This is a genomic window from Actinopolymorpha sp. B9G3 (genome assembly GCF_040120725.1).
Classification (GTDB): Bacteria; Actinomycetota; Actinomycetes; order Propionibacteriales; family Actinopolymorphaceae; genus Thermasporomyces.
On record NZ_JBEEAB010000003.1, the window covers coordinates 460,296 to 484,215 of the forward strand.

The following is a 23,920-nucleotide window of genomic DNA, read 5'->3' on the forward strand; positions in this document are numbered from 1 at the left end:
AGCCATGAGACTTCGCGTGCCCTTTGCCGTACGAAGACTGGTCGTGGCCGTCGCTGTTGTCGCCGTGACGGCGGTCGTGGCAGCCGTGTCCGCGACCGCGGCTCCGGCGGAGTCCCCGGAACGCACGGACCGGGCGCCCGTCCGCGTCCTCGGCGAGGAGACGATCCCGAAGGGCCTCGCCGTCGACGGGATGCCGATCGGCGAGTTGTCCGGGATCGACTACGACGCCCGCAACGGCCTGTGGTACCTCATCTCGGACGACTCCGAGGAAGCACCGGCACGCTTCTACACCGCCGACCTCGACCTCGATGCCCACGGCCTGTCACGGGTGCGCTTCATCGGCGCCACCCGGATCCTGCGCACGGACAGCACGCCGTTCCCGCCGCTCGCGAGCGACGACTCCGAAGTGGCCGATCCCGAGGCGATCCGGCTCGACCCCCGCAGCCGCACGCTCTACTGGTCGAGCGAGGGCAAGCGGGACGTTCCCACCGACGGCTCACCGGCGGCGCTGGTCGATCCGTGGGTACGCCAGATGACACTCGGCGGGCGGCACATTCGTGAGTTCCGCCAGCCCTCGCAGTTCACGATGAGCGCAGGGGAGCAGGGCCCTCGACGCAACGCCGTCTTCGAAGGGCTCACGCTGACCGCCGACCGCCGGGAGCTCGTGGCTTCCCTCGAGGGGCCGCTGTACGACGACGGCCCGCTGCCGACGCCGACGACCGGTGCGGTGAGCCGGTTGACGTGGTACGACAAGCGGAGCGGCGCGCCCGTGCGGCAGTTCGCCTACGACATCGATCCGATCCCCGCGGTGCCGGACCCGCCGACGGCCGGAGCGGACAACGGCGTCGTCGAACTGCTCCCGATAGACCAGCACCGGCTGCTCGTGCTGGAGCGGGCGTTCATCTCCGGCGTCGGCAACAGCATCCGGCTCTACGCGATCGACGTGCGGGGCGCGACCAACACCCTCGGCGACACCAGCCTCGCCGACGGTGACTACCGACCGGTCCGCAAGCGGTTGGTGGTCGATCTCGCCGACCTGGACCTGTCCCACATCGACAACGTCGAGGGCATGGCGTGGGGCCCGCGCCTCCCGACCGGCGAACGCACCCTGGTCCTCGTGTCCGACGACAACTTCAACGCCCCACAGGTGAGCCAGGTCATCGCTCTGGCTCTGCGCGTGCGCTGACCGACGCCAGTCCGGTGGCGAGCGTACGCAGGCGCACGCCGTCGAGGACGCCTGGTGCCATGGCGGCGACCTCCCGAAGGGACAGGTGGGCGAGCGTGGCCAGCCGGGGGTTGTCGAGCAGGCCGGGAACGGCGGCACGCATCGCGGTGACCGCATCGGAATCGGCCAGGAGATCCGACACCGGCGTGTGCAGGTCGTAGCGCCCGACCGGCAGGTCGTCGAGGTCAGGGAGGGGCGCGCGCACCTGAGTCACCCGTTCGTACTGCTGCCGCAGCAGCAGGTGCTCGGGACCGACGTCGCCAGTCACGGGCAGGCCGAGCCGCTCGAACTGGTCGGCCGGTGCGTCGTTGGCCCGCATCAGCGCGACCATGAGCCCGGCCATCCGCAGCTCGACGGCGTCGTCGACCAACGGGTGATCCTGGTGCGGGTCGGTCTCGAGGTCGAACAGCATCGACCCGTGTGCGAACGTGTTGACCTGCGGCCGTCCGGCGACCCGCATCAGCCGACAGCCCTTGGTGAAGTCGAACGGCTCGGCGAGCTCGATATCGCGCAGCTCCTCGGGGGAGAACCGACTCCGCATGTGGGTGGGCATCAGCGTGTGCTCGTAGAGGGGACCGTTCGTCTCGTCGACGCAGGCGCGCATGTAGACGTGGCGGCCGTCGGTGACGTTGACGTGACCGCCGAAGCTGCCGAAGAGCCCCGCCTCGCGCACCGGGGCGTCGGTGGCGATCGTGTCGCGCAGGGGAATGCCCTGCATGTCAGGCGGGCGTACGACGTCGAAGTAGTCCAGCAGGGTCGGCGCGAGGTCGATCGTCTGCACCAGACTGCGCCTGCTCTCACCCGCGTGGCCGACCCGGGGATCCCAGACGAACAAGGGGTTGTGGATGTTCTCGTCGTACCACGGTTGGACGTTCTTGGCCCACCAGCCGTGCTCACCGAGCAGGAAACCGTGGTCGGTGCAGACGATCAGCATGGTGTCGTCCCACAGCTCGAGCGCGTCCATCTGGTCGAGCAGCCGGCCGAGGGAGTGGTCGCACATGCTCAGCAGGCTGGCGTACTCGTACCGCACGTGGTCGACGACCTCTGGCCGTTCGGTGACCCGCTTGTAGTCGGGCCAGTCGTGGTGCGGGCCGGCGTAGTCGTGCGGGTAGAGATCCTTGTACTGCTTGTACGTGAAGAACGGCTCGTGCGGGTCGAAGGTCTCCAGGTGCAGGAACCAGTTGTCGTGGCCCGCGTTCGTCCGCAGGAACTCGACCCCCGCATCGAAGGTCCGCGTCTGCGGATGGTCCTCCTCGGTCTGCAGGTAGCCACGGTTGATCCAGTCCTGCCGCCAGGTCTCGCCGCGGGCAAGTTTCACGGCGTCGGGGACGTCCGGGTCGCCGACGTGGCCCTTCCAGGCGTCGCCCTCCTGGCCGCGGAAGAACTCCCAGGAGTTGTAGCGTCCGTGGTAGGTCGCGCCGCCGTCCTCCCAGTAGTGCTGGTGGTCGGTGGCGAGGTGGGTGTAGATCCCCTTGCCGCGAAGGAGTTCCGGCATCGAGTCGTCGAAGGGTTCCAGCGGGCCCCAGCCGCGGTGCAGGAAGTTGTAGCGCCCGGTGTGCAGCTCCCGGCGGGCGGGTACGCACGGCATGCTCCCGCCGTAGCAGTTGTCGAACCGCACCGAACGCCGCGCCAGCCGGGCGAAGTTGGGTGCGTGCACCCAGTCGTTGCCGTAGGGCGGGAGATAGCGCCGGTTCAGCGTGTCGAACAACACCAGTATCGCTTTCATGGGATCGCCTTCATCGGTAGTCCTTTCTCGGCGCGTGTCAGGTCGTACGGTCGAGCGGCTGCCAGCCCAGGAGCTCGCCTGCCTTGCGGATCGAAACCGTCCGCCCGGCCGCGTCGCCGGAGATGCCGAACGCCTCGAAACCGTGTCCCCGATACTCCAGACCGGCGAGGATGGCCGCCGCCGTGTCCCGAGCGGACGTACAGATGGTCTGCCGGATCGGGCTCTCGGTCCGTGGGAACTCGGCGTCGGCCGTCGGATGGCAGAGTCGAAGGGCGACCACGCTCATACCCCAGGCGGCGACGGCGTTGCGACAGACCTCCTCGCCGAGCCGCTTCGCCAGGCCGTAGAAATCGGTGGCGTCGGGCGGCGTCGACTCGTCCGGATAGCGCGGCGGGCCGGCTGGCGCACCATCGTTCGTACCGACCGGTGCTCCATCCTCGGTGCCGTGCGTGCCCGCGCGGCCGTCGTATCGCAGGGCGAACACCGACATGCTGCTGGTGTAGACGGCGTGGTCGACTCCCGCGTCGTGGGCCGCTGCGAGTGCGGCATAGAGGCCGGGGACCGCGACGTCGAGGTGCGCCTGGGCGTTCTCGGGGCTTCCCCAGCCCGAGAGCGGCCCCATCGCCATGTGCACCAGGGCGTCGATCCCGTCGAAGGACCGGCGTACGGCGGCGACGTCGCGCAGGTCACCCGGAAGGTACTCCACCTCGACACCCGCGATCGGCGGCTTCAGGTCGAACACGGCCAGGTCGTGATGCTCGGCGAGATAGGGGAGTACGAGACTCCCGACATGGCCCGACCCACCGATGACGAGGACTCGCACAAGGTCTCCCTCCGTCGGTCAAGGCGGACCAGTGGTCCACCGGACGATGATCGCGAACTGCCGACACTCGACCGTACGACGGGACCGACCCCCCGCGACAGGGGCCGTCCCGCGACGGGGCTCGTCCCCGCCAAGGGCGAACCCCGTGACCTGCTCATCGCGGTGCAGGGGGCCGGACCTGGCCGGCGCGGAAGAACACCATGGGGTTGGCGGTACGTGTGCCGATCGGCTCGACGAGGCCCAGTCGGACCCGGTGCCCGTCCAGTCGGGCATGGGTGTCCGGCGCCTTCGCCCGCGCCGCCGTGAAGAACGGCATCCCTCGGTCGGCGAGCCGCCGGAGCAGCACCGCTCCCTCGCTGAACGGCCAGGGCGTCCTGCCGTGGAACACGTCGTGCACACTCACCGGCGTCTCGGGTGCGACCCGCGGCAGGAGCCGGTCGAGATACCACCGGGCGAACCGACCGCTGTGCGCTGCGTCGATGAACAGGTAGCCGATGTCGTACGGCAGCCGATCGACATGTCCGCGGACATCACCGTGCACGAACGTCCACCGCCGCGCCGACAGGTCGGGCGGCACATTGCGTACCGCATGGTCGACCCGGTCGTAGGTGTGGAGGTGCCCGCGGCCGCTGTCGCGGAGCGCGCGCAGGATCCAGGTCGTGGACCAGCCGTGCAGGGCGCCGATCTCGACGACACTGCTCGGGCGGAACTCGCGGAGCAGCAGGTAGGTGATCTCGGCCTCGATGTCGTCGAGTTGTGCCTTCATGTGGGGCAGCGATGCGCGGAGTTCCCGCTGTTCCTTGCGGGCGACCAGCATTGCGTCGGCGTGCTTGTCGTACAACCTGGCAACGAAACGTTCCGTGATCTCCGGCATGGGTCCTCCCGTGGCGTCCAACGGACTCGTCGGTCCGGCTGCCGGGACGCTAGGGCGGTGGTGGGGCCGATCTCGTCGTACGACGGAGGGAAACACCACCACGACGGGAGGCCGTGCTCACCGTGGCGAGGTGATACCTCGGAGCTACGGGACATCCCCTGGGTGCGGGTTGGGGTTGCCCCCGAGCCCTAGGCTGGCGCCGATGACAAGGCAACGGCGGGCAAGAACGCTGGCCGGTGTGGGATTGACCACGACCGGCTGGTGGCGTCGCCCCCTGCTGACGACCGCCGCGATCGCGTTGACGCTGATCCTCGGTGCCGCTGGCGCGACGTTCACCCGCACCAACTACGAGCTGGTCGGCTATGCGCCGGAGTTCGCGATCTGGTTCGCCGTGTGGCAGGCGATGCCGGTCCTCATCGCGCTCTTCCGTCCGTTCGTCGGCTGGTCGGCGTTCATCGCCTCGGTTTTTGTCGTGCCGTTGGCGGTGCGGCCGATCGATCCCTCGGAACCGTGGCCGCTGCTCCCGACGGCGTTGATCGCCTACCTGGTCGTGCAGTACGCCGTCGCGCGTCGCCACCGGCTGCTGGTCGCGGTGCCGACGTGGCTGCTGGGCGTCCTGTCCGTGATGGTGGTCGCCGACACCGGGGCAGAGCGGTTGGACGCCGGCCAGGACGTCTTGTTGTTCACCCTGCTGTCGGCGTTCGCGCTCGTCGTGGGCACGTCGGTGCGGCTCTGGGAGCGGGCCCAGGTGCGCCTCGCCGAGGAGGAACGCCTCACCGAGGGCGAACGCTCGCGCCGGCTCCTGCTTGAGGAACGCGCTCGCATCGCGCGCGAGATGCACGACATCGTGGCGCACCACATGTCGATGATCGCCGTGCAGTCCTCGACCGCGGAGTACCGCCTGGACGGCCTCACGCCGTCGGCCCGGGAGGAGTTCGCGTCGATCGGTCGGGCGGCGCGGGAGTCGATGACCGAGATGCGCCGGCTCCTGCGGGTCCTCCGCGACGAGGACGACGACCGGCCGCGTACCCCGCAACCCGGGGTCGACGATCTCGCTCAGCTCGTCGACGCGACGATCCGGGCGGGTACGCCGGTAAGCCTCGCGGTCGACTCCGTGCCACCCGGCCTGCCTGAGCTGGTCGGCCTGACGGCGTACCGCATCGTGCAGGAGGCGCTGAGCAACGTCGTACGCCACAGCCCGGGTGCGACGACTCGCGTCGGCATGAGATGCGACGACGGTGGGCTGGTCGTCGCCGTCGAAAACGACCAGCCGCCTGAGCCGGTCGCCCCCGTGGAGGCGCCACGGGCCGGTCACGGGCTGGCCGGGATGCGGGAACGTGTCCAGATCCTCGGTGGCGATCTCGAGACCGGCCCGCGCGCGGGCGGCGGTTTCGCCGTCAAGGCGACCTTGCCGCTGCTTCCGGCCACCGACCGGTCCGCGCCGGCGGACGGGGAGGTCGTGGGGAGCCGAGTTTCCGGCAACGCTGGCGGGACGAGGGCGGTCAACGAGGAGACCAGCTTCCAGCGGGCAACCTCCGGCGGCCGATCCATCGGCGAACGGAGGGGAAGGTGAACATCCGGGTACTCATCGTCGACGACCAGGCGATGGTCAGGGCAGGCTTCGCCGCGCTCCTCGCCGCGCAACCCGACCTCGAGGTGGTCGGTGACGCCGGTGACGGCGGCTCCGGGGTGGCGATGGCGCGACGGCTGCGTCCTGACGTCGTCCTCATGGACATCCGGATGCCTGAGCTCGACGGGCTCGAGGCGACCCGGCAACTCCTCGACCCTCCCCGTGGCGTCGAGCACCGGCCGCGGGTCCTGATGCTCACGACGTTCGACGTCGACGACTACGTGTACGAGGCGCTTCGGGCGGGCGCGAGTGGGTTCCTGCTCAAGGACGCTCCACCGGCGGACCTCATCGGTGCCGTCCGCGTCGTGGCCGCCGGAGAGGCGTTGCTCGCGCCGACGGTGACCCGGCGGCTCATCGAGGAGTTCGCCCGCGCCAGGCCGGCCGTGCGTACCCGCTCGCCGCGGCTCGCCACGCTGACCGCCCGCGAACGGGAGGTGTTCACCCTCATCGCCCGCGGCTGCTCCAACACCGAGATCGCCACCCACCTCGTGGTCGCGGAGCAGACCGTCAAGACACACGTGGGCCGGATCTTCACCAAGCTGGACCTGCGCGACCGTGCGCAGGCGGTCGTCTTCGCGTACGAGAGCGGGCTGGTCGCCCCTGGCGCGGGCGAGGTCGGGACAGGTTCGGCGCGCGGTGTGCGTGGGGTACGTGGCTGACGGCGGCCCCGGCACGATCATCGCCAAGGCGGCGGTTGGCTTGTGGCGATTCGTACCGTATGAGGGGGCAGATCTTGATCATCGGCCGAGCCTGGACGCCGCCCTGGTGGGTGAAGGTGCGGCTGGCCTAACCTTGCGGCGCTACGCCGAAGGCAGCACTCCAGGGGGATTTCTCGGCACCTACCCGGTCCGTACCGTTCCGATGCGGGTCGTACTCGACGGCCGGCAAGGGAACGGAGGAACGTAGCCGATGGCCCGGACACGACGAATCGTGGTGGCCGCGCTGGCGACTGTGGTGCTCGCCAGCGGTGCGGGTCCCAGTGCACAGCCCACGATCGCCGGCGACGTCCTGACCAGCTTCCCGGGAGCCGCGGCGTGGCGTGCGGCGCGCCGGGCGGGCCTGCCGATGCGAGCTGCCGTCAGCGCCTCCCCGGCAGCGGTGGCCGACTTCTTCGACTCGCTGCCACTCACCGAGGGCGGAGCCCTTGCTCGCCGGTTCCCGGCCATCGTCGGAAACCTCGACGGAGCCCCTCCCGGACTCCGGTACGCCGCCAACCAGAAGGAGGCCGCGAGCCAGGGAGTCGACCACCGGATCGATCTTCGCGGCCGGCAGTTCCTGGCCCTCGATCCGCGGGACCGCGGCCTGGCGGTGGAGGTCGTCGGTGACCTGCGTACCGCCGACCGCGTTGCCGTCATCGTGCCTGGCGCCGGAGCAGACCTGGACCATCTGGACACCCGCGGCGGGGTCGCCGCCAGTGCGCGTGCGCTGCTGGCCGAGGCGGAACGCCAGGAGCCGGGCACCAACCTCGCGGTGGTCGCCTGGGCGGGTTACCCCACGCCGAACGAACCGGATCCGTCGGCCATGCAGGGTGACCTCGCCCGTGACGGGGCCAGGCGTCTGCATCGTTTCCTTGCCGGGTTGGCGGCCTACACTTCCGCGCCGATCGGGCTCTTCTGCCACAGCTACGGTTCCGTGGTCTGCGGGATGACCCCGTTGCCGAAGCAGGTCAGCGACATCGTGGTGTACGGAAGTCCCGGCGTACGTCATGCCACCGCGACCGGACTCTCCCGGACCGCACGGGTCTGGGCCGCCCTCGCCGACAGTGACCCGATCCGGTGGCTTCCGGCGATGCGGTTCGGCGACTATGGGCACGGTCCCAACCCGGTCGATCCGGCGTTCGGCGCGCGGGTGATGGCGACATCGGGCGCGCAGGGCCACAGCGGCTACTTCGACATCGGAAGCGAGTCACTTCGCAACTTCGCCCGGATCGCCCTCGACCGGACCACGGAGGTCAGTCTCACGGCGCCCAACCGATGAGCCGCGCTCGGCTGTGCCAATCGCGGAGACGCCAGGAGACCGGCGTCGGCATCCATGATCATCAACAGGTCGCCGCCCGGCAGACCCCTCGACGTCCATGATCAATGGTGCTCCTGCCCGCCGGCGAGGTTCGCCTGCGCCGGGCCGTCCGTCGGTGGTGTCGTGGTCAGGGAAGCGTTCAGGGACTTACCGGATGTCCGTCCAGCCGGTCGCGGCGACGATGGGGGCATGAGCCAGCCTCCACCGCCGTCGCGGCGCGACAATCCACTCGAGCCGACCGCCCAGGCGCTGCGGGTCTCTGACGAGGAACGCGAGCAGGCGGTGCAGATGGTGCAGAACGCCTATGCCGAAGGCCGGATCGACCACTCCGAACTGGATCATCGCGTGGGGGAGGCGTTGAACGCGCGCGACCGGTCCGACCTGTCCGGCGCGTTGCGCGGGCTTCCGCCAGCGCCTCAGCGGACGGCTACGCGGAGCGCGGGGGTACCTGCGCCTGGCCCCGACGCTTCCCCGCCTGCTCCGTCGGGGAGCGAACGACTGTGGGCCCTCGCGGCACACTGGTCCGGGATCTTCACGTTGTTCGTCGTACCCGCGTTGATCGCGATGACCAAGGGCAGAACGTCGGAGTTCGTGCGTACGCAGGCATGGGAGGCCGCGAACTTCCAGCTCACGTTCATCGGCGCCAACATCGCGGTCGGGATGGCGACCGCGTTCACCTTCGGGCTTGCCGGCCTGCTCTTCGTCCCGCTCGCGATGGTGTGGCTCGTCCTCACGGGCATGGGTGGGTTGTCCGCCGCCGTGGGCAACCGCTGGCGCTACCCGTGGAATGTCCGCGTCCTCGGCGGAGGACACTAGGGGGTATCCGGTGGATCTTGGCCGGGCTCGCGCCGGCCGGCGTACTGCTCCTCGAACCGCTGGGCATCCGCGCGCAGATCCTCGGACCACCGATCGGCGGGCAGGGGTGAGTTGAGCTCGACGACGTTGCCGTCGGGATCGCGCAGGTGCAGGGTGCGAATGCCCCAGCCTGGTTGATCCTTCGGGCCTGCGACGACCGCCACACCCATGGCGCGCATGGCCTGTGCGGTCCGGTCTACGTCGTCGACGCGGAACACCAGTGCCACCCGGTCGCGATCACCGCCGCCGAGCGATCCGCTGACCTCGACCTGGGCCGAACGGCTGAACAACGCGAGGTCGTTACTGCCCTCACCGGCCGTGAAGTCGGCGTATCCCGAACCTTCCTCGCCCCAGTACGGCCGAAGACCGAGGACGTCGCGGTACCACCGAAAGCAGGCGTCGTACTCATCGACAAGTAACCGGAGGTGGGTCATGCGCATCGGTGGGACCGTCCTTCCGTGGACCGCCGGCAGGATCATGAGCGCCACACACGGTGCAGACCGTACGCCCGCCCACCGACAGCGCAGGTCGTGCCGGACCACGGGCAGCCCGGGCCGTGCCGGACCACGGGCAGCGCACGGTTAGGGTCGCCAGGTGATGCGCGCGACCTCGCCGTCACGTGAGGTAAGACGTGCACGCCTCGCGGTGACCGTGACCTTCCTCGTCCACGCGGCGACCTTCGCGACGTGGGCTCCCCGCATCCCGTCCATCAAGCAGGGGCTCGGGCTCGACCACGACGATCTGGGCATCGCGCTCGGTGGGCTCGCGGTGGGCCTGCTCATCGGCACGCGTCTCACCGGGCGGATGGAGAAACGTGGCCGGACCGGTCTGGCGATACGGATCCTCGTGCCCGCGCAGTCGGCCGCACTGATCGCACCGGCGTACGCCATCGACCTCCTCACCCTGACCGTCGCCCTCGCGTTCCTGGGGCTGCTCGGCGGCATGCTCGACGTCGCCATGAACGCCCACGCCGTCGCGGTCGAACGCCTCTACCGCCGGCCGATCATGTCCGGGTTCCACGGTGCGTGGAGCATCGGGTCGATGGTCGGCTCGGCGATCGCCGCGCTCGTGGCCCGCGAGGGCGTCGACGTACGCCTCCACTTCATCGTGGCGGGGGTGCTGGTCGCGGTGGTCAGCGCGCCGTTCCTGACCGGTCTGCTCAAGCCTGATCGCGAGGCCGCCATCACCGGACATGACGTCGCCACCTCGCAGGCGGCCCGGCCGCCGGCCGCGCTGTTCGTCGTGATCATGATGGCGGTGATGGGGTTCGGATCGTTCCTCGGCGAGGGCGCGATCGCCGACTGGAGTGCGGTCTACCTGAACGAGAACCTCGGCACGTCGGTGGCATTCGCGGCGCTGGGCCTATCGGTCTTCTCCGGGGCGATGGCGGCGTCGCGGCTGGTGGCGGACCGGATCGGCACCCGGTTCGGTCCCGTCGTCGTGGCCAGGGCCGGGGCGGCGATCAGCGCCGTGGGCTATGTGGTCTTCCTGCTGTCGCCGTCGCCCGTCCTTGCTCTCATCGGCTTCTCGCTCGCGGGATTCGGTCTCGGACCGGCGGTGCCGGTGGTGTTCAGCGCCGCGGGCAACACGCGGACCAGACGGCGGTCGTCGGTCCTGGGGCCGGTCGTCTCCGCGGGATACGTCGGAGCGGTCGTCGGGCCGGTGGTGATCGGGGTGGTCGCGCAACACGTGGGGCTGGCATGGGCGCTGGCGATTCCGCTGGGGTTCGTCGTACTGATCATCGTCGCGGCGGGTCTTCTCCGAGGGGCGGCCGGGGGTGCGGGGACGGAGTCCGCGGACGTCGCGATTCACGCCCACGGCCCGGCGACGACCGACGGCTGAGCCACGCATCTGCGTGGCGTCGTCACGGCCGTGATGGAGACAGGGCCGTGATGGAGACAGGGCCGTGATGGAGACAGGGCCGTGATGGAGACAGGGCCGTGATGGAGACACGGGCGGCAGTGCGCACACCCTTCACCGGCGTCGCCGTGGTCGGGTGCGGCGTCGTTCGGGCCGTTCCGGACTGTCGCGACGTTCTCCTGGCAGCACAGGCCACGGCCCGGCCGCCGGCGAGGCGATGAGCAAGGCGAGTGCGTCGATGGAGGCGATGGTCGCTACCGCCGCGGACGCCGGGGTCGCTGCCTCCGATCGGCGGACTCACGGCATCCAGCTGTCGTCATATGGGGCCCGGTTCGGCCGGCCTCGGTCATGATCATGCACGAGAAACCGGTGGCTGCGGGGAGTCGAAACCACCGGTTTCCCGCGCATGATCATGACCGAGGCGACCCCCGGGCCACCCGCTGCGCTCACCTCCGGGTCACCCGCTGGCTCACCTCCGGGTCACCCGCTGCGCTCACCTCCGGGCCACCCGCTGCGCTCACCTCCGGGCCGCCCACTGGGTGGCCGTGCCTTCGTGGAGGGCGGCGTAGACGCGGTCGCGGAGTTCGTTCGCCTCGGCATCGGTGAGGGTCCGGTCCAGCGGACGCAGGACCAGCCGGATCAACAGGTTCCGCTGGCCGGGACCGATTCCGAGGCGTTCCCGCGCCGCCGCCGGCAGGTCGTCGTACCACGTCGCGCTCAGCACCTCGACGGTCTCCGCGGCGTCGGCGTCGCCACCGAGGGCGTCGCGCACGCGGTCGCCCAGCACCTCCTCGTCGACGTCGGGACCGACCACGATCGACAGGTCCCGGCGTACCGGCGGCATGTGCGAGACGGGACGGTACGGCGCGAGGTCGAGCATCTGCGCGGCGACCCGGGGATCGGTCGACCGCAGCAGCCGGATGTCGGGAATCCCTTTGCGCAGCATGAGCAACCGGTCGAGCCCGAGGCCCATCGCGAGGCCCGACCACGGCGGTATGTCGAGGCCGGAACGACGCAGCACGGCAGGTCCCGCCAGCCCGCACTCGCCGATCTCGATCCACTGGTCGTGCCAGCGGACGTCGATCTGCCGCCCGGTCTCGGTGTACGGATGGACCTTCGGAATCGTCTGCCATATCGCTCCAGGCAAGGCGGCATCGACAACGAGCCCGATCATCTCCTCCAGGTCCGCGTCCTCACACCCGGGACCCTGGCGCAGCCGCCACAGGTCCAGCTGCTGCGGGGTTCCCGTGTGTTGCCAGTCGACCGCGTCACGCCGGTAGCAGATGCCGGGGGTCGCGATCAGCAGGTCGCGAGGTGGGGTGGGTTCGGCCGCCAGCGCGCGAAGGGCACCGGGAATGGCGGCCGTGGAATGGCTCCGCAGGACGTGGCCGGCGTCCACGTACCGCGTGTACCGCTCCTCCCGCGTCACCGCGTCAAGGGCGTAGCCGAGGTTGTCGTAGTTGTCCGCCATGGTGACGACCGGACTCGTGCGTACGACGCGAAGATCGCCACGCCACGCCCCGGTGAGGGACGTGACGAGGTTGTCAACGATGGCTTGCATGGCATGGGGGCCGTGCGCCGGATCGGCGAGGTCGCGGAGGTCGAGACAGCGCCGCAACTCGGCGGCGGACAGGTGGGCAGGTGAGATCGACACGGGAATCTCCTTGCGAGGAAGGTGGTCGGCGCACGCGTCGGCGCAGCGTCGGCGCTGGGCACGGAGGTGTCGCACACCCCGGTCGGCCGTGGGATTCCGGTGAGAGAGGACGACGGGCCGCTCGCGAGAAACGGTCCGATCACGTCCCGGTCCGATCGAGGCCGCGCGGACCACGGCGGCCAGATGGACGGGTCAGACCAGGAGATCGTCAGATCGCAGAGCGCACCAGGCGGCTCACCCCGACGGCACCACTGTGCCGGCCGGGGCGAAGAAATCGCCTACTTCCTACGTCCACCCGTCCAGTGTAGGGGAGAGAACGGAAACGACGGCCCCTCCTCCTCAGGGTGGAGAGCCGGCCGGGACAAACTCGGCCTGCCGATCCAGATCCCGGCCCATCGGTACGCATACGGTGAAGAACCCGGGGAAGGCAGGCCGGTCAGAACCGGTACCCGAAACCACGATGCGGCCGGAGGCCGCATCCGGAGGAGACACTGTGGCACGGATCGAGGCGACCAACCTCACCAAGCGGTACGGCTCCAAGCTCGCCGTCGACGGACTCTCCTTCACGGTCGAGCCGGGTGTAGTCACCGGCTTCCTCGGCCCCAACGGCGCGGGCAAGTCGACGACGATGCGGCTCATGCTCGGCCTCGACCACGGGCCGGGTGAGACGACGTTCGACGGCAAGCACTACGGCGACCTGCACCATCCGATGCGTCACGTCGGGGCGGTGCTCGAGGCGAAGGCGTTCCACCCGACCCGTACTGCGCGTAACCATCTCAGGATGCTCGCGGCGGCCAACGGGATCCCGCGTCAGCGGGTCGACGAGGTGCTGGAGTACGTCGGACTCACCGACGTGGCACGCAAGCGACCCAAGACGTTCTCCCTCGGCATGGGCCAACGACTGGGCCTCGCCTGCGCGCTGCTGGGCGACCCGCACACGCTGATCCTCGACGAGCCCGCCAACGGCCTCGACCCGCAGGGGATCACCTGGCTGCGCACCTTCCTCAAGTCGTACGCCTCCGGCGGGAAGACGGTGTTCGTCTCCAGCCACCTGCTCGCCGAGATGGCGTTGATGGCCGACCGGCTCGTCGTGATCGGGCTCGGCCGGTTGATCGCCGAGGGCAGCGTGGACAGCTTCGTCCACTCGGTGTCGAGCCGGTCGGTTCTCGTGCGTACGCCTCAGCCGGAGCAACTGCTCGACGCGCTCAGGAACGTGGCCGCCACAGTGGAGCCGCAGCCCGACGGCGCCTACGTGATCAGCGGACCTGACCAGGCCAAGGTGGGCGAGCTGGCGTTCTCGGCAGGCGTCGTCCTGCACGAGCTGACGACGAAGACGGCCACGTTGGAGGAGGCGTTCCTCTCCGCGACCGGGGGAGCACAGGAGTACGTTGCCCAGCTCGGCGGCCCGCCAGGAGGGGGCCCGTCAGGGGGCGCAATGCCAGGAGGGGGCCCGTCAGGGGGCGGCCTGCCAGGGACCGGTGTTCCGCCGGCCGGACCGCCGACCGCCCCAGCGGCTGCGCCCGGACGCCACGCCGACGCCGAGACCACCAGGGGAGACGGCCGATGATCGACGCACTGCGATTCGAGTGGGTACGCATGCGTACCCTCCGTTCGACGTACTGGCTGACCGGCCTGGCCCTGCTGCTGAGCGCGGCGGTCGCGGGCATCATCGCCTGGGTCATGCGCGACGACCCGATCGACGCCGGTCAGGCCGGCGTGATTCTCACCGGCGGCACGGCGTTCAGCCCACTGCCGTTCACGGCTGTCTTCATGGGGATCATCGGGGTGTTCGCCTTCGGCCACGAGTATCGCCACGGCACGATCCTGTCGACGCTGACGGCCGCGCCGCGCCGCACCGCGCTGGTGGTCGCGAAGTGTGTCGTCCTCGCGGTGTGGTCCTTCGTGGCCGCCGCCGTCAGCGTCGGCCTCAACTGGACGGTCGCCCGCGCGCTGGCGGGCCAGTCGCTGCCCGTCACCGACGACCCCGCGGGTCCGGCGCTGATCGGATATCTCGGCTACGTGGTGCTGTGGGCGTTGCTGGGCCTCGGCCTGGGGTCGCTGCTGCGGAACCTCCCGGCCGCGATCGTGATCCTGCTCGTCGTCCCCCTCGTCGTGGAGCCCCTGATCAGCGCGCTCGCACTCCTGCCGGCGCTCGAGTCGATCCGCGACTTCGTCTACTACCTGCCGTTCACGGCCGGCAACGCCATGTCGCAGTCGGTGGATCCGTCGGCGTTCGGCGGGGGCGCGGAGTCGCCGTTCGGGGACGCGCCGGGACGGGCGACCAGCGCGGTGACGTTCACCGCGTGGGTGGCGGTCATCCTGGCGCCGGCCATCGCCCTCTTCCACCGCCGCGACGCCTGACTCCCGCGCGCCCGACAGCTCCGGGGATGCCGCCCCGCGGGGGCAACCATGCACGCCATTTCTTGGGCGATGCACGCCGAACTTGCCGTGCATCGTGGGGAATGATCACGCAAACGTGATCATTCCCCGTCCCAGCGGCGGGCGGGGGTGACTGGGCTGGAAGGGCGGGCAGTGAGACGATCGGAGCCGCAGCAGACCACCACCTGCGGATCAGCGTTCGTCAGAGAGGACGGCCGTGGCCTCGGTTCCGAGCATCTCGTACTCCATCACCGTACGACTTGAAGTCCCCGCCGGCGGGCGGGCGGTCAGTGAGCTCACGGCCGCCGTCGAGCACGCGGGCGGCAGCGTCACCGCACTCGACGTCACGGCCTCTGGCCACGAACGTCTCCGGATCGACGTCACCTGTGCGGCCACCGACACGGCCCACGCCGACCAGCTCGTCGAGGTCCTGCGTGAGGTCGCCGGCGTCACGATCCACAAGGTCTCCGACCGGACCTTCCTCATGCACCTCGGCGGCAAGATCGAGATGCAGGCGAAGCACCCGATCCGCAACCGTGACGACCTGTCGATGGTCTACACACCCGGCGTCGCCCGGGTTTCCCAGGCGATCGCCCGCAACCCCGACGACGCCCGCCGACTCACCATCAAGCGCAACAGCATCGCCGTGGTGAGCGACGGCTCGGCCGTACTCGGGCTCGGCAACATCGGCCCGCAGGCGGCCCTGCCGGTGATGGAGGGCAAGGCGGCACTGTTCAAGCGGTTCGCCGGGATCGACGCCTGGCCGATCTGTCTCGACACCCAGGACGCCGACACGATCGTCGAGGTCGTCCGGTGCATCGCCCCCGGCTTCGCCGGTATCAACCTCGAGGACATCTCGGCCCCCCGCTGTTTCGAGATCGAACGCCGGCTGCGCGAACAGCTCGACATCCCCGTCTTCCACGACGACCAGCACGGCACGGCGATCGTGGTCCTCGGCGCCCTCACCAACGCCCTGCGCTTCGTCGGCAAGGACATCGCCCAGATCCGCATCGTCATGTCCGGCGCGGGCGCGGCCGGCAGCGCGATCCTGCGCCTGTTGCTCGCGGCGGGGGCGAAGGACGTCATCGTCGCCGACGTCGAGGGGGTGATCCACGCCCGACGCGACGGACTGTCGCCGGAGCTGCGCTGGATCGCCGACCGTACGAACCACGCACAGTATGCCGGCGATCTTCGCGGATCGGTCGCCGACGCGGACGTCTTCGTCGGCGTCTCGGCGCCGAACATCCTCACCGGCGCCGACATCGCGACGATGAACCCGGGCGCGATCGTGTTCGCGCTCGCCAACCCCGATCCCGAGGTCGACCCGGCACAGGCCCGCGAGCACGCGACGGTGGTCGCGACCGGCCGCAGCGACTACCCCAACCAGATCAACAACGTCCTGGCGTTCCCAGGTGTCTTCCGCGGGCTGCTCGACGCGCACAGCCACAAGGTCGACGAGGACATGCTGCTCGCGGCCGCCCAGGCGATCGCCGCCGTTGTCACCGACGACGAGCTCAACGCCAACTACGTGATCCCGAGCGTCTTCCACCCGGACGTCCACGGTGCGGTGGCGGCGGCGGTGCGCTCTGCCGTCTCCGCGAGTGCGGCGGGCGCGCCAGGTGCCGGTGGGGCGGCGGGCGCGACCGGCGGGAGCTGACGGCGTGGAGCGCAGGTCCGCTCGTCTGACGGCGTGGAGGGCAGGTCCGCTCGTCTGACGGCGTGGTACGCGAGATCATGAACCTATGAGCAAGGAGTACTACACCGGGCAGCTCCTGGTCGCCTCCCCGGTCCTGCGCGACCCGAACTTCGCACGGAGCGTCGTTCTCCTGCTGGACCACGACAGCGACGGTGCACTGGGCGTCGTCGTCAACCGGCCCACCGAGCTGCCGGTCACGTCCGTGCTCGAGTCGTGGACGGGCCTGGTCTGCGAACCCGACGTCCTGTTCCAGGGCGGTCCGGTGGCGACGGACTCCGCCCTCGGCCTGGCCGAGCTGCCTGCGGGTGTCGGCGGAGGCCCGGTCGGGTGGAAGCGGCTCTACGACCGGCTCGGGCTGGTCGATCTCGACGCCCCGCCGGAACTACTCGCCGGTGGTCTCGAGGTCCTCCGGGTTTTCGCCGGTTACGCCGGGTGGGCGCCTGGCCAGCTCGAGCTCGAGATCAAGGACGGCGGGTGGTACGTCGTGGACGCCGAGCACGGTGACGCGTTCACCGCTGATCCCGCCGGGCTGTGGCGCCGCGTCCTCCGCCGCCAGCGGGACGAGCTGGCCCTGGTCGCGACGTTCCCCGACGACCCGACCATGAACTGACACCCGATCGCCAGGGCCGCGCGACCCGTGATCCCGGTGGCCACCCGTGACTACACTGGCCGGCGTGAGTACGCAGCTGAGCCCCGGTGCACAGACGGTCGAAGAGACGCGCACGGTCCCGTCGCACGGCGACGACGGCGATCACGAGCGCTTCTCCCATTACGTGCCTAAGGACAAGCTCGTCGACGCGATGGTCACCGGAACCCCGGTGATCGCGCTCTGCGGCAAGGTGTGGGTGCCGAGCCGGGACCCGGAGAAGTATCCGGTCTGCCCGGAATGCAAGGAGATCTGGGAAGGCATCCCCAAGGGCGGCGACGGCGACGGCGAGTCCTGAGGTTCCGGCCTCATCCCCAGAGCTGGCAGCAAGGGTGAGGGCTGACGATCCCGCCTCAGCCCAGAGCCGGCAGCCGCGGTGAGGGCTGAGGCTCCCGCCTCAGCTCCCTGCCTCAGCCGAGGGTCACTGGCTCAGCCGAGGGTCACTGCCTCAGCCGAGGGCTGTCGGCGACTCGTCGTTCCACTGGCGGCGGCGTTCGCGGTCGGCACACACGGCCTCCCACGCGTTGCGCCGTGCGGCGCGGGTGTCGAAGACCGGGAGTCGCACGGCGAGGCCGCCCACGAGACCGCGGGCGGCCGCCATGGCACTTCGCCGCGATGTGACTGCCGGTCTCCGCGTATGAGTGGTTGCGGTCGCGGAACGTGCCATGGCGGCCTTCCTTCCGACGGCGTTTACTGCTGCCCCCATGCTTTCCGCGCTATGTTGCGTCCTGATTGCCGCGCGGTCAAACCCCGTCGACGGCAGGTCGGCAAAACCGTGCCAGGCCAGGGGATTCGGCCGCAGTTCGTACCGGAGACAGCTGGTCGGCATCGGAACTGTACGACAGGCTTCAGCCATGACTATCCGAATTCAGTGCCTGGTCATCGATTCGGGAGAACCTGCGGCGCTTGCCCGTTTCTGGGCGTCCGCACTTGGCTGGCGGGTGACGTACGAAGACGATGCCGAGTCGGTCGTCGAACCACCGGAGGACAGCGGCCTCGTCGACGTCGTACCCGACCTACTCTTCGTCAAGGTCGCCGACGATAAGCGCGGCAAGAACCGGCTGCACCTCGACCTTCGCCCGGCCGACCAGGACGCCGAGGTCGAGCGCCTGCTTGCACTCGGTGCGCGGCGCGTGGACATCGGTCAGGCCGAGGCACGCTGGGTGGTGTTGGCCGATCCCGAGGGGAACGAGTTGTGTGTCCTCCCGCCGCGCCAGCCCGAGGCGTCCGCCCAGCGGGAAGGACCCTGACCACGCGCAGCCTCAGGGTTGGGCTCGGGACGTTGCCTGGCGGTTGGTCCCTCCCGACACTGGCGCGGTCGTACGCCGCCGGGTCGGACGCCTGGTCGAACGGCCGGCGGGAGTCCCTGCCGGGTGTCTGGTCGCGTTGAGGGTGAGTTCGACCACGTCGTTCCACTGCTGGCGGCGTTGCAGGTCGGCGCAGACCGCCTCCCAGGCGTTGCGCTGCGCGGCGTCGCCGTCGAGGCCGGGGAGGCGGGCGACCATCCGTCCGACGACCCTCCGCGCGGTGTCCACGAAGCTTCGTGGTGCGGGTGGTACGGATGTCGCGCCAGACCCCGCTGCGGCATCGTCGGCCATCGTTGCTCCTCAGTGCGTCCCCCCGACATGGCGTGTGCGCCGAGGTCGGTCTCTGCTCCGATATTCCCCACACTCGGTTGCCAGATGATTACAGGTTGGTCAAGCCTCCTCAAGGAAATCGCCGAAGGCCCCGCCGCGTCGCGGACCCACCAGCCATCCACCTACCAGTGCGGCCCGGATATCAAACCGCCGCGACGGCAGGACCGTCCGGGCCCGGCGGGGCATGTCCTCGGGCCGGGTTAGGCTCGCGCAGATTCGTCGGTATGTCCTGCTCGATCGGAAGGGACGGGTGTGACAGCGTCCGGGTCGACAAGCCAGCTTCGCCAGACCGCCGTTCCAGGACCGTGGGGACACCTCCGCGGATGGCAACAGGAGGCACTCGAGCGTTACCAGGCGGCCAGCCCGCGCGACTTCCTCACGGTTGCGACGCCAGGCGCGGGCAAGACCGCCTTCGCGTTGACCGTGGCCGCCGACCTGCTCGCCCGCCGGGTGGTCGAACGCCTGATCGTCGTCACTCCGACCGAGCACCTGAAACGCCAGTGGGCCGACGCTGCGACTCGCGGAGGGATCGCGCTCGATCCGGCGTTTTCCGGACGCAAGGGGCGCACCAGCCGCGACTACGCCGGTGTGGTCGTGACCTACGCCGGTGTGGCGGCGGCGACGCTCGCCCTGCGGGTGCGCTGTGAACGGTTCAAGACGCTCGTCATCCTCGACGAGATCCATCACGCGGCCGACGCGCTCACCTGGGGCGACGCGGTGCGGGAGGCGTTCGAGCCCGCGACCAGGCGGCTCAGTCTCACCGGCACGCCGTTTCGCAGCGACACCAACCCCATTCCGTTCGTCACCTATGTGTCCGACACCGACGGCGCGCCGCGCAGTGCCGCCGATTACAGCTACGGCTATGGGCCGGCACTCGCCGACGGGGTCGTGCGACCGGTTCTGTTCCTTGCGTACTCCGGCGATCTTCGGTGGCGCACCAGTGCCGGCGACGAGGTGGCAGCCAGGCTCGGAACCCCGCTCACCAAGGACATGGCAGCCCAGGCGTGGCGTACCGCGCTGGATCCGGCCGGCGACTGGATCCAGTCCGTGCTGCGAGCCGCCGACACCAGGCTCACCGAAGTACGCCGGCACGTGCCCGACGCCGGCGGCCTGGTGATCGCGACCGACCAGGAGTCGGCCCGCGCCTACGCCAAGATCCTCGGCAAGATCGCCGGTGAACGACCGGTCGTCGTGCTGTCCGACGAACCGAGCGGCAGCAAACGAATCGGGGAGTTCGCCGCCGACGAACGCCGCTGGATGGTCGCCGTGCGCATGGTGAGCGAAGGCGTCGACGTCCCGCGGCTGGCCGTCGGCGTCTACGCGACCGCCACCCAGACGCCGCTGTTCTTCGCACAGGCGGTGGGGCGTTTCGTGCGGGCGCGACGACGTGGCGAGACGGCGTCCCTGTTCCTGCCGACGGTCCCGGTGCTGCTGCAGTACGCCGCCGAGATGGAGACCGTCCGCGACCACGTCCTGGGCAAGCCGGTCCATGACGACGACGACATCTTCGCCGCCGAGGAGGCGCTGCTCGCAGAGGCGGCGCGGGGCGACTCCGAGGCCGACCTGCTGGAGGAGAAGCGGTTCCAGGCGCTGGGATCGCAGGCGGCGTTCGACCGGTTGGTCTACGACGGCAACGAGTTCGGGGGAGAGCTGGGCGCGGACGAGACGGAGTTCCTCGGCATTCCCGGGCTGCTGGAGCCGCATCAGGTCAGCGAGCTGCTGCGTCGGCGGCGTACGTCTCCTTCGCCCTCCGCCGACGCGGCGCCGGCGACGGGTGGGGCAACGGCGGCGGGTGGCTCCGCAGGTACGGAGCGCGCCGCGCCCGGTCCGGCGTACGAACAGTTGGGGGTCCTCCGCCGCGAACTCAACGGCCTGGTCGCCGCCTGGCACCATCGCACCGGCCAGCCGCACGGCGCCATCCACGCCGAGTTGCGCCGGGTCTGCGGCGGACCGCTCGCGATCCAGGCGTCGGCCGAACAGTTGCAGGACCGGATCGACATGATCAGGTCCTGGGCTACCGCTCGCCGTTCCTGACGCGGCCCGGACCAGGTGCCGGCCGCCCGCCGGTCCCGGGCTGGTCGGCTCGGGGCGACCCACGACGCTGGCCAACATCCGCCCACGCCACGTGGTGTCGCACACAGTCGGCCACACCGCACCCACGATCGTGCTGTACTGCGGTCTCATGACCGAGCAGACATCGCAAGCCGCCCTTGACGACTATCTCGCCGGGCGGTTCTGGGCAGAAGACCAGCTCCTGAAGGACCTGCGCGCCGACATCGCCGCGCGTGCGCCGCGGATCAACATCAGCCCCGAGGCCGGCGCGACCCTCGCCACCCTGGTCCACGCCGTCAAGGCCACCAGGATCCTCGAGGTCGGCACCCTCTTCGGCTACAGCGGGACCTGGCTCGCCCGCGCGCTCCCCGACGAAGGTCACCTCGACACTCTCGAACTCTCGCCGGTCCACGCCGAAGCCGCACGGGAGTGGTTCGACCGGGCTGGCGTCGGTGACAAGGTGACCGTCCACCTGGGAGACGCGGGGGAGACGCTCGCGTCGCTGGATGGTGCGTACGACATGGTCTTCATCGACGCCGACAAGGAGGGCTACCCGAGCTATCTCGACCACGCCCTGCGCCTGGTCCGGCCCGGCGGGCTGATCCTTGCCGACAACATCCACCAGCGTGGCCGGCTGGCCGCTGCCGCCGAGGACGACGCCAGCGTGCGTGCCATCCGCACCTACGTCGAACGGATCGCCAGCGACCCGCGGCTGCGTTCGACCGTCCTGCCGCTCGGCGATGGCCTGTCGCTGTCCGTCGTCTCCGCGACCTGACCAGGAGCGGCAGTTGTCCACAGCGGCCGTGAGCAAGATCATTGCGGAGCGCGCTGATCTTGTTACGGTTCCGGCATGGCGGAGGTCCATGTACGTCCCGAAAGCATCCACCTTGCCGCGCGCAAGGTGGACGGGGCGGGCCAGGACTGGGGTGAGTCCGTCGAGGAGCTGACCTCACACATGGACGCCACCGGGGATCCGTACGGCGGCGACGGGCTCGGGAGTGCGCTCAAGGAGATGTACGAAGCGGCAGGCCCGGCCGCGTTGACCTACTTCGCCGAGACCGGATTCTGCGTCGTGGAGACGGCCGTCGCCATGAACCAGCTCGCTGATGCCTACACCAGGGTGGAGGCGGACAACACCGAGCAGGCCACCAGGGTCGAGGCCATCCTGGACAGCCTGGACACTCCCTGATGGGTCTCGAACTTCCGCCCGGTCTCGTCCAGGCCCTCCACTACGCCGGCTGCTACTGGCCGGAAGCCGACGAGACCGCGCTGCAGCGCTGTGGCGAGGCCTGGCTCGGCTTCGCCTTCAGCGCCGAGGGAAGCTCCGAGCAGGCGGTGCTCGCCGTCGACGGCATGGCCCGGGAGAACGAGGGACCGGGGATCGACGCGTTCGAGGACTACTGGGAGAAGGTCGCGGGCGAGCGCGGCTACCTCGTCAGCTCCGAGATCGTCGCCATCGGCATCGCGGTCGCGTTCTTCCAGGCGGCGATGCTGGTGTTGGTGCTGAAGCTGCTCGTCATCGTCCAGCTCATTGCCCTCACCATCATCCTCGCCGCCGCGATCGCCGCCGCGTTCTTCACGGTCGGCGCCTCGCTGGCCGTGGCGGCCGAGGCTGCCGTCACGGTGAACCGGGTGATCGTCATCGCGGTCCAACTCACGACCACGCTGGTACGCACGCTCGGTCCCGTGCTCGCACGGCTGGTCCGCGACCTCCTGAACGAACAGGTCCAGCGTCTCGACGGTCGGCCGATCCACGCGTCCGAACACGGAGTCGATGCGTACGAGACCCGCGAGGAACGCGAAGAAGCAGCCCACGAGTACGAACGCCGCAAGCATGAGTTGGCGATGGACCCAGCGCATGGCGGCGCGGCTAGCGACAAGAGTCGGCGCGAAGCCGAGGTGGCGCTCGCGCTCGAGGCGACCGGTACCGTCGAGCCACCGGTGGAGCGGCCTCAGCACGCAGGTGCTGATTTCACAGATGGTTCGGGCCAGGATTGGGACGTCAAGCAGTTTGGTACCTACCCCGGCGAGCGTGGTACCTATGATCGGACTGATGCCGAATCAGCAATCCACCGGGAGTTGCAGGCAGGGGAGAACGTCGCCTTGGACACCAGCAAGCTCTCCGCTGAGGATTTCCAGGATCTCCAGGACCTCGTCGCCAATCACCCGGAGTGGGGTGACAAGGTGGTGATCTACTAGTGTCCGGCTCGATATCGCAATCAGAATTTGACACGCTCGTACGCGAACACGGGGAATGGAACCGGAAAGGTCGCGACCACGGCCGACAGTTGGACCTCACGCGACGATCACTGCGCGGGTTGGACTTGCGCGGTGTCGCGTTGGACGGGTCGATTCTCATCGAGGCTGACCTCGCCGGGTGTGACCTGACCGGTGCCGATTTCACCCATGCCCTGATGATGGGTGCGAAGTTTCAAGGTGCGCGCCTTGTGGATGCTGATCTCTACAAGGCGAACCTGACCGAAGCACATCTCAGCGGAGCGAATCTCAGCGCGGCGCGGCTGTTGCGCACGGATTGTCCTCGGGCCGTGATGGTCGAGGCGACTCTCGACCGCTGCGAGGTCACCAAGACTTTCTTTCTCCACACGGATTTGCGACGAGCCCAATTTCGAGGTGCCAGGTTCAGTCGTACCGGATTCAGCGAGGACAAGATCGGCGGTGCAGACTTCACGGGAAGTACGGGGTACATCCTCGAAGGGAGCACCGTTGTCGTCGAGGACGACGGCTCTCCGGTTGACGCGGTCGCGGCGTTGAACGCGGCGGGGGCGCAGGTGAGCGAATTCCGGCCCGGCCAACAGCCGGAGATCGGCGAATGAGCAACCCGTGGCG

General features: G+C 69.7%; 25 protein-coding genes. 18 read left to right on the forward strand and 7 right to left on the reverse strand.

Annotation, left to right across the window (positions count from 1 at the left end; translation table 11 throughout):
- The first annotated feature begins 4 nt into the window (after window positions 1–4).
- Window positions 5–1,186, forward strand: coding sequence for an esterase-like activity of phytase family protein (locus ABNF93_RS08255; RefSeq protein WP_349327174.1), 1,182 nt, complete (start codon window positions 5–7; stop codon window positions 1,184–1,186).
- Here ABNF93_RS08255 and ABNF93_RS08260 read toward each other — a convergent pair.
- The 3 genes from ABNF93_RS08260 to ABNF93_RS08270 all read right to left on the reverse strand — a co-directional run bounded on the left by ABNF93_RS08260 (window position 1,158) and on the right by ABNF93_RS08270 (window position 4,648).
- Window positions 1,158–2,951: a sulfatase gene (locus tag ABNF93_RS08260; protein ID WP_349327175.1), complete on the reverse strand. Its 1,794-nt coding sequence runs from the start codon at window positions 2,949–2,951 to the stop codon at window positions 1,158–1,160. The genes ABNF93_RS08255 and ABNF93_RS08260 overlap by 29 nt on opposite strands.
- A gap of 37 nt (window positions 2,952–2,988) precedes the next feature.
- A complete protein-coding gene (locus ABNF93_RS08265; RefSeq protein ID WP_349327176.1) occupies window positions 2,989–3,774 on the reverse strand; it encodes an NAD-dependent epimerase/dehydratase family protein in 786 nt (261 codons plus the stop codon).
- 154 nt (window positions 3,775–3,928) lie between these two features.
- On the reverse strand, window positions 3,929–4,648 hold the full coding sequence (locus tag ABNF93_RS08270) for a class I SAM-dependent methyltransferase (protein ID WP_349327177.1): 720 nt from the start codon (window positions 4,646–4,648) through the stop codon (window positions 3,929–3,931).
- A 202-nt stretch (window positions 4,649–4,850) separates the two neighbouring features.
- Here ABNF93_RS08270 and ABNF93_RS08275 point away from each other — a divergent pair, with 202 nt between their 5' ends.
- From ABNF93_RS08275 to ABNF93_RS08295, 5 genes are all read left to right on the forward strand, one after another.
- Window positions 4,851–6,221 carry a sensor histidine kinase gene (locus tag ABNF93_RS08275; protein ID WP_349327179.1) on the forward strand — a complete coding sequence of 457 codons (1,371 nt, stop codon included), beginning with the start codon at window positions 4,851–4,853 and terminating at the stop codon, window positions 6,219–6,221.
- Entirely contained in the window at window positions 6,218–6,937 is a 720-nt protein-coding gene (locus tag ABNF93_RS08280; protein ID WP_349327180.1) for a response regulator, read from the forward strand. The genes ABNF93_RS08275 and ABNF93_RS08280 overlap by 4 nt, the downstream gene beginning before the upstream one ends.
- Window positions 6,930–7,184, forward strand: coding sequence for a hypothetical protein (locus tag ABNF93_RS08285; protein ID WP_349327181.1), 255 nt, complete (start codon window positions 6,930–6,932; stop codon window positions 7,182–7,184). The genes ABNF93_RS08280 and ABNF93_RS08285 overlap by 8 nt, the downstream gene beginning before the upstream one ends.
- A gap of 3 nt (window positions 7,185–7,187) precedes the next feature.
- Entirely contained in the window at window positions 7,188–8,255 is a 1,068-nt protein-coding gene (locus tag ABNF93_RS08290; protein ID WP_349327182.1) for an alpha/beta hydrolase, read from the forward strand.
- A 228-nt stretch (window positions 8,256–8,483) separates the two neighbouring features.
- Complete coding sequence (locus ABNF93_RS08295; RefSeq protein WP_349327184.1) at window positions 8,484–9,110, forward strand: DUF1707 and DUF4870 domain-containing protein; 627 nt, start codon at window positions 8,484–8,486, stop codon at window positions 9,108–9,110.
- On the opposite strand, the gene ABNF93_RS08300 is transcribed toward ABNF93_RS08295, so the two are convergent.
- Window positions 9,107–9,589 carry a VOC family protein gene (locus tag ABNF93_RS08300; protein WP_349327186.1) on the reverse strand — a complete coding sequence of 161 codons (483 nt, stop codon included), beginning with the start codon at window positions 9,587–9,589 and terminating at the stop codon, window positions 9,107–9,109. The genes ABNF93_RS08295 and ABNF93_RS08300 overlap by 4 nt on opposite strands.
- A gap of 205 nt (window positions 9,590–9,794) precedes the next feature.
- Between ABNF93_RS08300 and ABNF93_RS08305 the strand changes: the two genes are divergently transcribed.
- Window positions 9,795–10,991, forward strand: a complete 1,197-nt coding sequence (locus tag ABNF93_RS08305) for an MFS transporter (RefSeq protein WP_349327187.1) — start codon at window positions 9,795–9,797, stop codon at window positions 10,989–10,991.
- 535 nt (window positions 10,992–11,526) lie between these two features.
- Here the strand turns inward: ABNF93_RS08305 and srmL are convergent.
- Window positions 11,527–12,663: a PheS-related mystery ligase SrmL gene (gene srmL / locus ABNF93_RS08310; RefSeq protein ID WP_349327188.1), complete on the reverse strand. Its 1,137-nt coding sequence runs from the start codon at window positions 12,661–12,663 to the stop codon at window positions 11,527–11,529.
- A 493-nt stretch (window positions 12,664–13,156) separates the two neighbouring features.
- Here srmL and ABNF93_RS08315 point away from each other — a divergent pair, with 493 nt between their 5' ends.
- From ABNF93_RS08315 to ABNF93_RS08335, 5 genes are all read left to right on the forward strand, one after another.
- Window positions 13,157–14,230: an ABC transporter ATP-binding protein gene (locus ABNF93_RS08315; protein WP_349327189.1), complete on the forward strand. Its 1,074-nt coding sequence runs from the start codon at window positions 13,157–13,159 to the stop codon at window positions 14,228–14,230.
- Complete coding sequence (locus ABNF93_RS08320) at window positions 14,227–15,024, forward strand: ABC transporter permease (protein WP_349327190.1); 798 nt, start codon at window positions 14,227–14,229, stop codon at window positions 15,022–15,024. The genes ABNF93_RS08315 and ABNF93_RS08320 overlap by 4 nt, the downstream gene beginning before the upstream one ends.
- Window positions 15,025–15,259: 235 nt before the next feature.
- A complete protein-coding gene (locus ABNF93_RS08325) occupies window positions 15,260–16,699 on the forward strand; it encodes an NAD-dependent malic enzyme (RefSeq protein WP_349327191.1) in 1,440 nt (479 codons plus the stop codon).
- A gap of 85 nt (window positions 16,700–16,784) precedes the next feature.
- Complete coding sequence (locus ABNF93_RS08330; protein WP_349327192.1) at window positions 16,785–17,348, forward strand: YqgE/AlgH family protein; 564 nt, start codon at window positions 16,785–16,787, stop codon at window positions 17,346–17,348.
- 64 nt (window positions 17,349–17,412) lie between these two features.
- Window positions 17,413–17,682, forward strand: coding sequence for a DUF3039 domain-containing protein (locus ABNF93_RS08335; RefSeq protein ID WP_349327193.1), 270 nt, complete (start codon window positions 17,413–17,415; stop codon window positions 17,680–17,682).
- A gap of 150 nt (window positions 17,683–17,832) precedes the next feature.
- Here ABNF93_RS08335 and ABNF93_RS08340 read toward each other — a convergent pair whose 3' ends face one another.
- A complete protein-coding gene (locus tag ABNF93_RS08340; RefSeq protein ID WP_349327194.1) occupies window positions 17,833–17,985 on the reverse strand; it encodes a hypothetical protein in 153 nt (50 codons plus the stop codon).
- Window positions 17,986–18,238: 253 nt separating this feature from the next.
- On the opposite strand from ABNF93_RS08340, the gene ABNF93_RS08345 reads away from it, so the two are divergent.
- Complete coding sequence (locus tag ABNF93_RS08345; RefSeq protein WP_349327195.1) at window positions 18,239–18,634, forward strand: VOC family protein; 396 nt, start codon at window positions 18,239–18,241, stop codon at window positions 18,632–18,634.
- A 12-nt stretch (window positions 18,635–18,646) separates the two neighbouring features.
- Here the strand turns inward: ABNF93_RS08345 and ABNF93_RS08350 are convergent, their stop codons facing one another.
- On the reverse strand, window positions 18,647–18,982 hold the full coding sequence (locus tag ABNF93_RS08350; RefSeq protein WP_349327196.1) for a hypothetical protein: 336 nt from the start codon (window positions 18,980–18,982) through the stop codon (window positions 18,647–18,649).
- A 291-nt stretch (window positions 18,983–19,273) separates the two neighbouring features.
- On the opposite strand from ABNF93_RS08350, the gene ABNF93_RS08355 reads away from it, so the two are divergent.
- From ABNF93_RS08355 to ABNF93_RS08375, 5 genes are all read left to right on the forward strand, one after another.
- A complete protein-coding gene (locus tag ABNF93_RS08355) occupies window positions 19,274–21,055 on the forward strand; it encodes a DEAD/DEAH box helicase (RefSeq protein WP_349327197.1) in 1,782 nt (593 codons plus the stop codon).
- A gap of 148 nt (window positions 21,056–21,203) precedes the next feature.
- Complete coding sequence (locus ABNF93_RS08360; RefSeq protein ID WP_349327199.1) at window positions 21,204–21,848, forward strand: O-methyltransferase; 645 nt, start codon at window positions 21,204–21,206, stop codon at window positions 21,846–21,848.
- 75 nt (window positions 21,849–21,923) lie between these two features.
- Window positions 21,924–22,262, forward strand: coding sequence for a hypothetical protein (locus ABNF93_RS08365; RefSeq protein ID WP_349327200.1), 339 nt, complete (start codon window positions 21,924–21,926; stop codon window positions 22,260–22,262).
- The gene (locus ABNF93_RS08370) at window positions 22,262–23,272 is read left to right on the forward strand and encodes a WXG100-like domain-containing protein (protein WP_349327202.1); all 1,011 of its coding nucleotides are present in this window, start codon (window positions 22,262–22,264) and stop codon (window positions 23,270–23,272) included. The genes ABNF93_RS08365 and ABNF93_RS08370 overlap by 1 nt, the downstream gene beginning before the upstream one ends.
- Window positions 23,272–23,907, forward strand: a complete 636-nt coding sequence (locus tag ABNF93_RS08375) for a pentapeptide repeat-containing protein (RefSeq protein WP_349327203.1) — start codon at window positions 23,272–23,274, stop codon at window positions 23,905–23,907. Before ABNF93_RS08370 ends, ABNF93_RS08375 begins: the two co-directional genes overlap by 1 nt.
- The last annotated feature ends 13 nt before the right edge of the window (window positions 23,908–23,920 follow it).

Excerpts from the sequence above, each read along its gene's own strand:
- ABNF93_RS08340 (WP_349327194.1), bottom strand. The coding sequence starts at position 17,985 with ATGGCGGCCGCCCGCGGTCTCGTGGGCGGCCTCGCCGTGCGACTCCCG.
- ABNF93_RS08255 (WP_349327174.1), top strand. The coding sequence starts at position 5 with ATGAGACTTCGCGTGCCCTTTGCCGTACGAAGACTGGTCGTGGCCGTC.
- ABNF93_RS08365 (WP_349327200.1), top strand. The coding sequence starts at position 21,924 with ATGGCGGAGGTCCATGTACGTCCCGAAAGCATCCACCTTGCCGCGCGC.
- ABNF93_RS08330 (WP_349327192.1), top strand. The coding sequence starts at position 16,785 with ATGAGCAAGGAGTACTACACCGGGCAGCTCCTGGTCGCCTCCCCGGTC.
- ABNF93_RS08360 (WP_349327199.1), top strand. The coding sequence starts at position 21,204 with ATGACCGAGCAGACATCGCAAGCCGCCCTTGACGACTATCTCGCCGGG.
- ABNF93_RS08290 (WP_349327182.1), top strand. The coding sequence starts at position 7,188 with ATGGCCCGGACACGACGAATCGTGGTGGCCGCGCTGGCGACTGTGGTG.
- ABNF93_RS08370 (WP_349327202.1), top strand. The coding sequence starts at position 22,262 with ATGGGTCTCGAACTTCCGCCCGGTCTCGTCCAGGCCCTCCACTACGCC.
- ABNF93_RS08345 (WP_349327195.1), top strand. The coding sequence starts at position 18,239 with ATGACTATCCGAATTCAGTGCCTGGTCATCGATTCGGGAGAACCTGCG.
- ABNF93_RS08295 (WP_349327184.1), top strand. The coding sequence starts at position 8,484 with ATGAGCCAGCCTCCACCGCCGTCGCGGCGCGACAATCCACTCGAGCCG.
- ABNF93_RS08350 (WP_349327196.1), bottom strand. The coding sequence starts at position 18,982 with ATGGCCGACGATGCCGCAGCGGGGTCTGGCGCGACATCCGTACCACCC.
- ABNF93_RS08275 (WP_349327179.1), top strand. The coding sequence starts at position 4,851 with ATGACAAGGCAACGGCGGGCAAGAACGCTGGCCGGTGTGGGATTGACC.
- ABNF93_RS08320 (WP_349327190.1), top strand. The coding sequence starts at position 14,227 with ATGATCGACGCACTGCGATTCGAGTGGGTACGCATGCGTACCCTCCGT.
- ABNF93_RS08270 (WP_349327177.1), bottom strand. The coding sequence starts at position 4,648 with ATGCCGGAGATCACGGAACGTTTCGTTGCCAGGTTGTACGACAAGCAC.
- ABNF93_RS08260 (WP_349327175.1), bottom strand. The coding sequence starts at position 2,951 with ATGAAAGCGATACTGGTGTTGTTCGACACGCTGAACCGGCGCTATCTC.
- ABNF93_RS08300 (WP_349327186.1), bottom strand. The coding sequence starts at position 9,589 with ATGCGCATGACCCACCTCCGGTTACTTGTCGATGAGTACGACGCCTGC.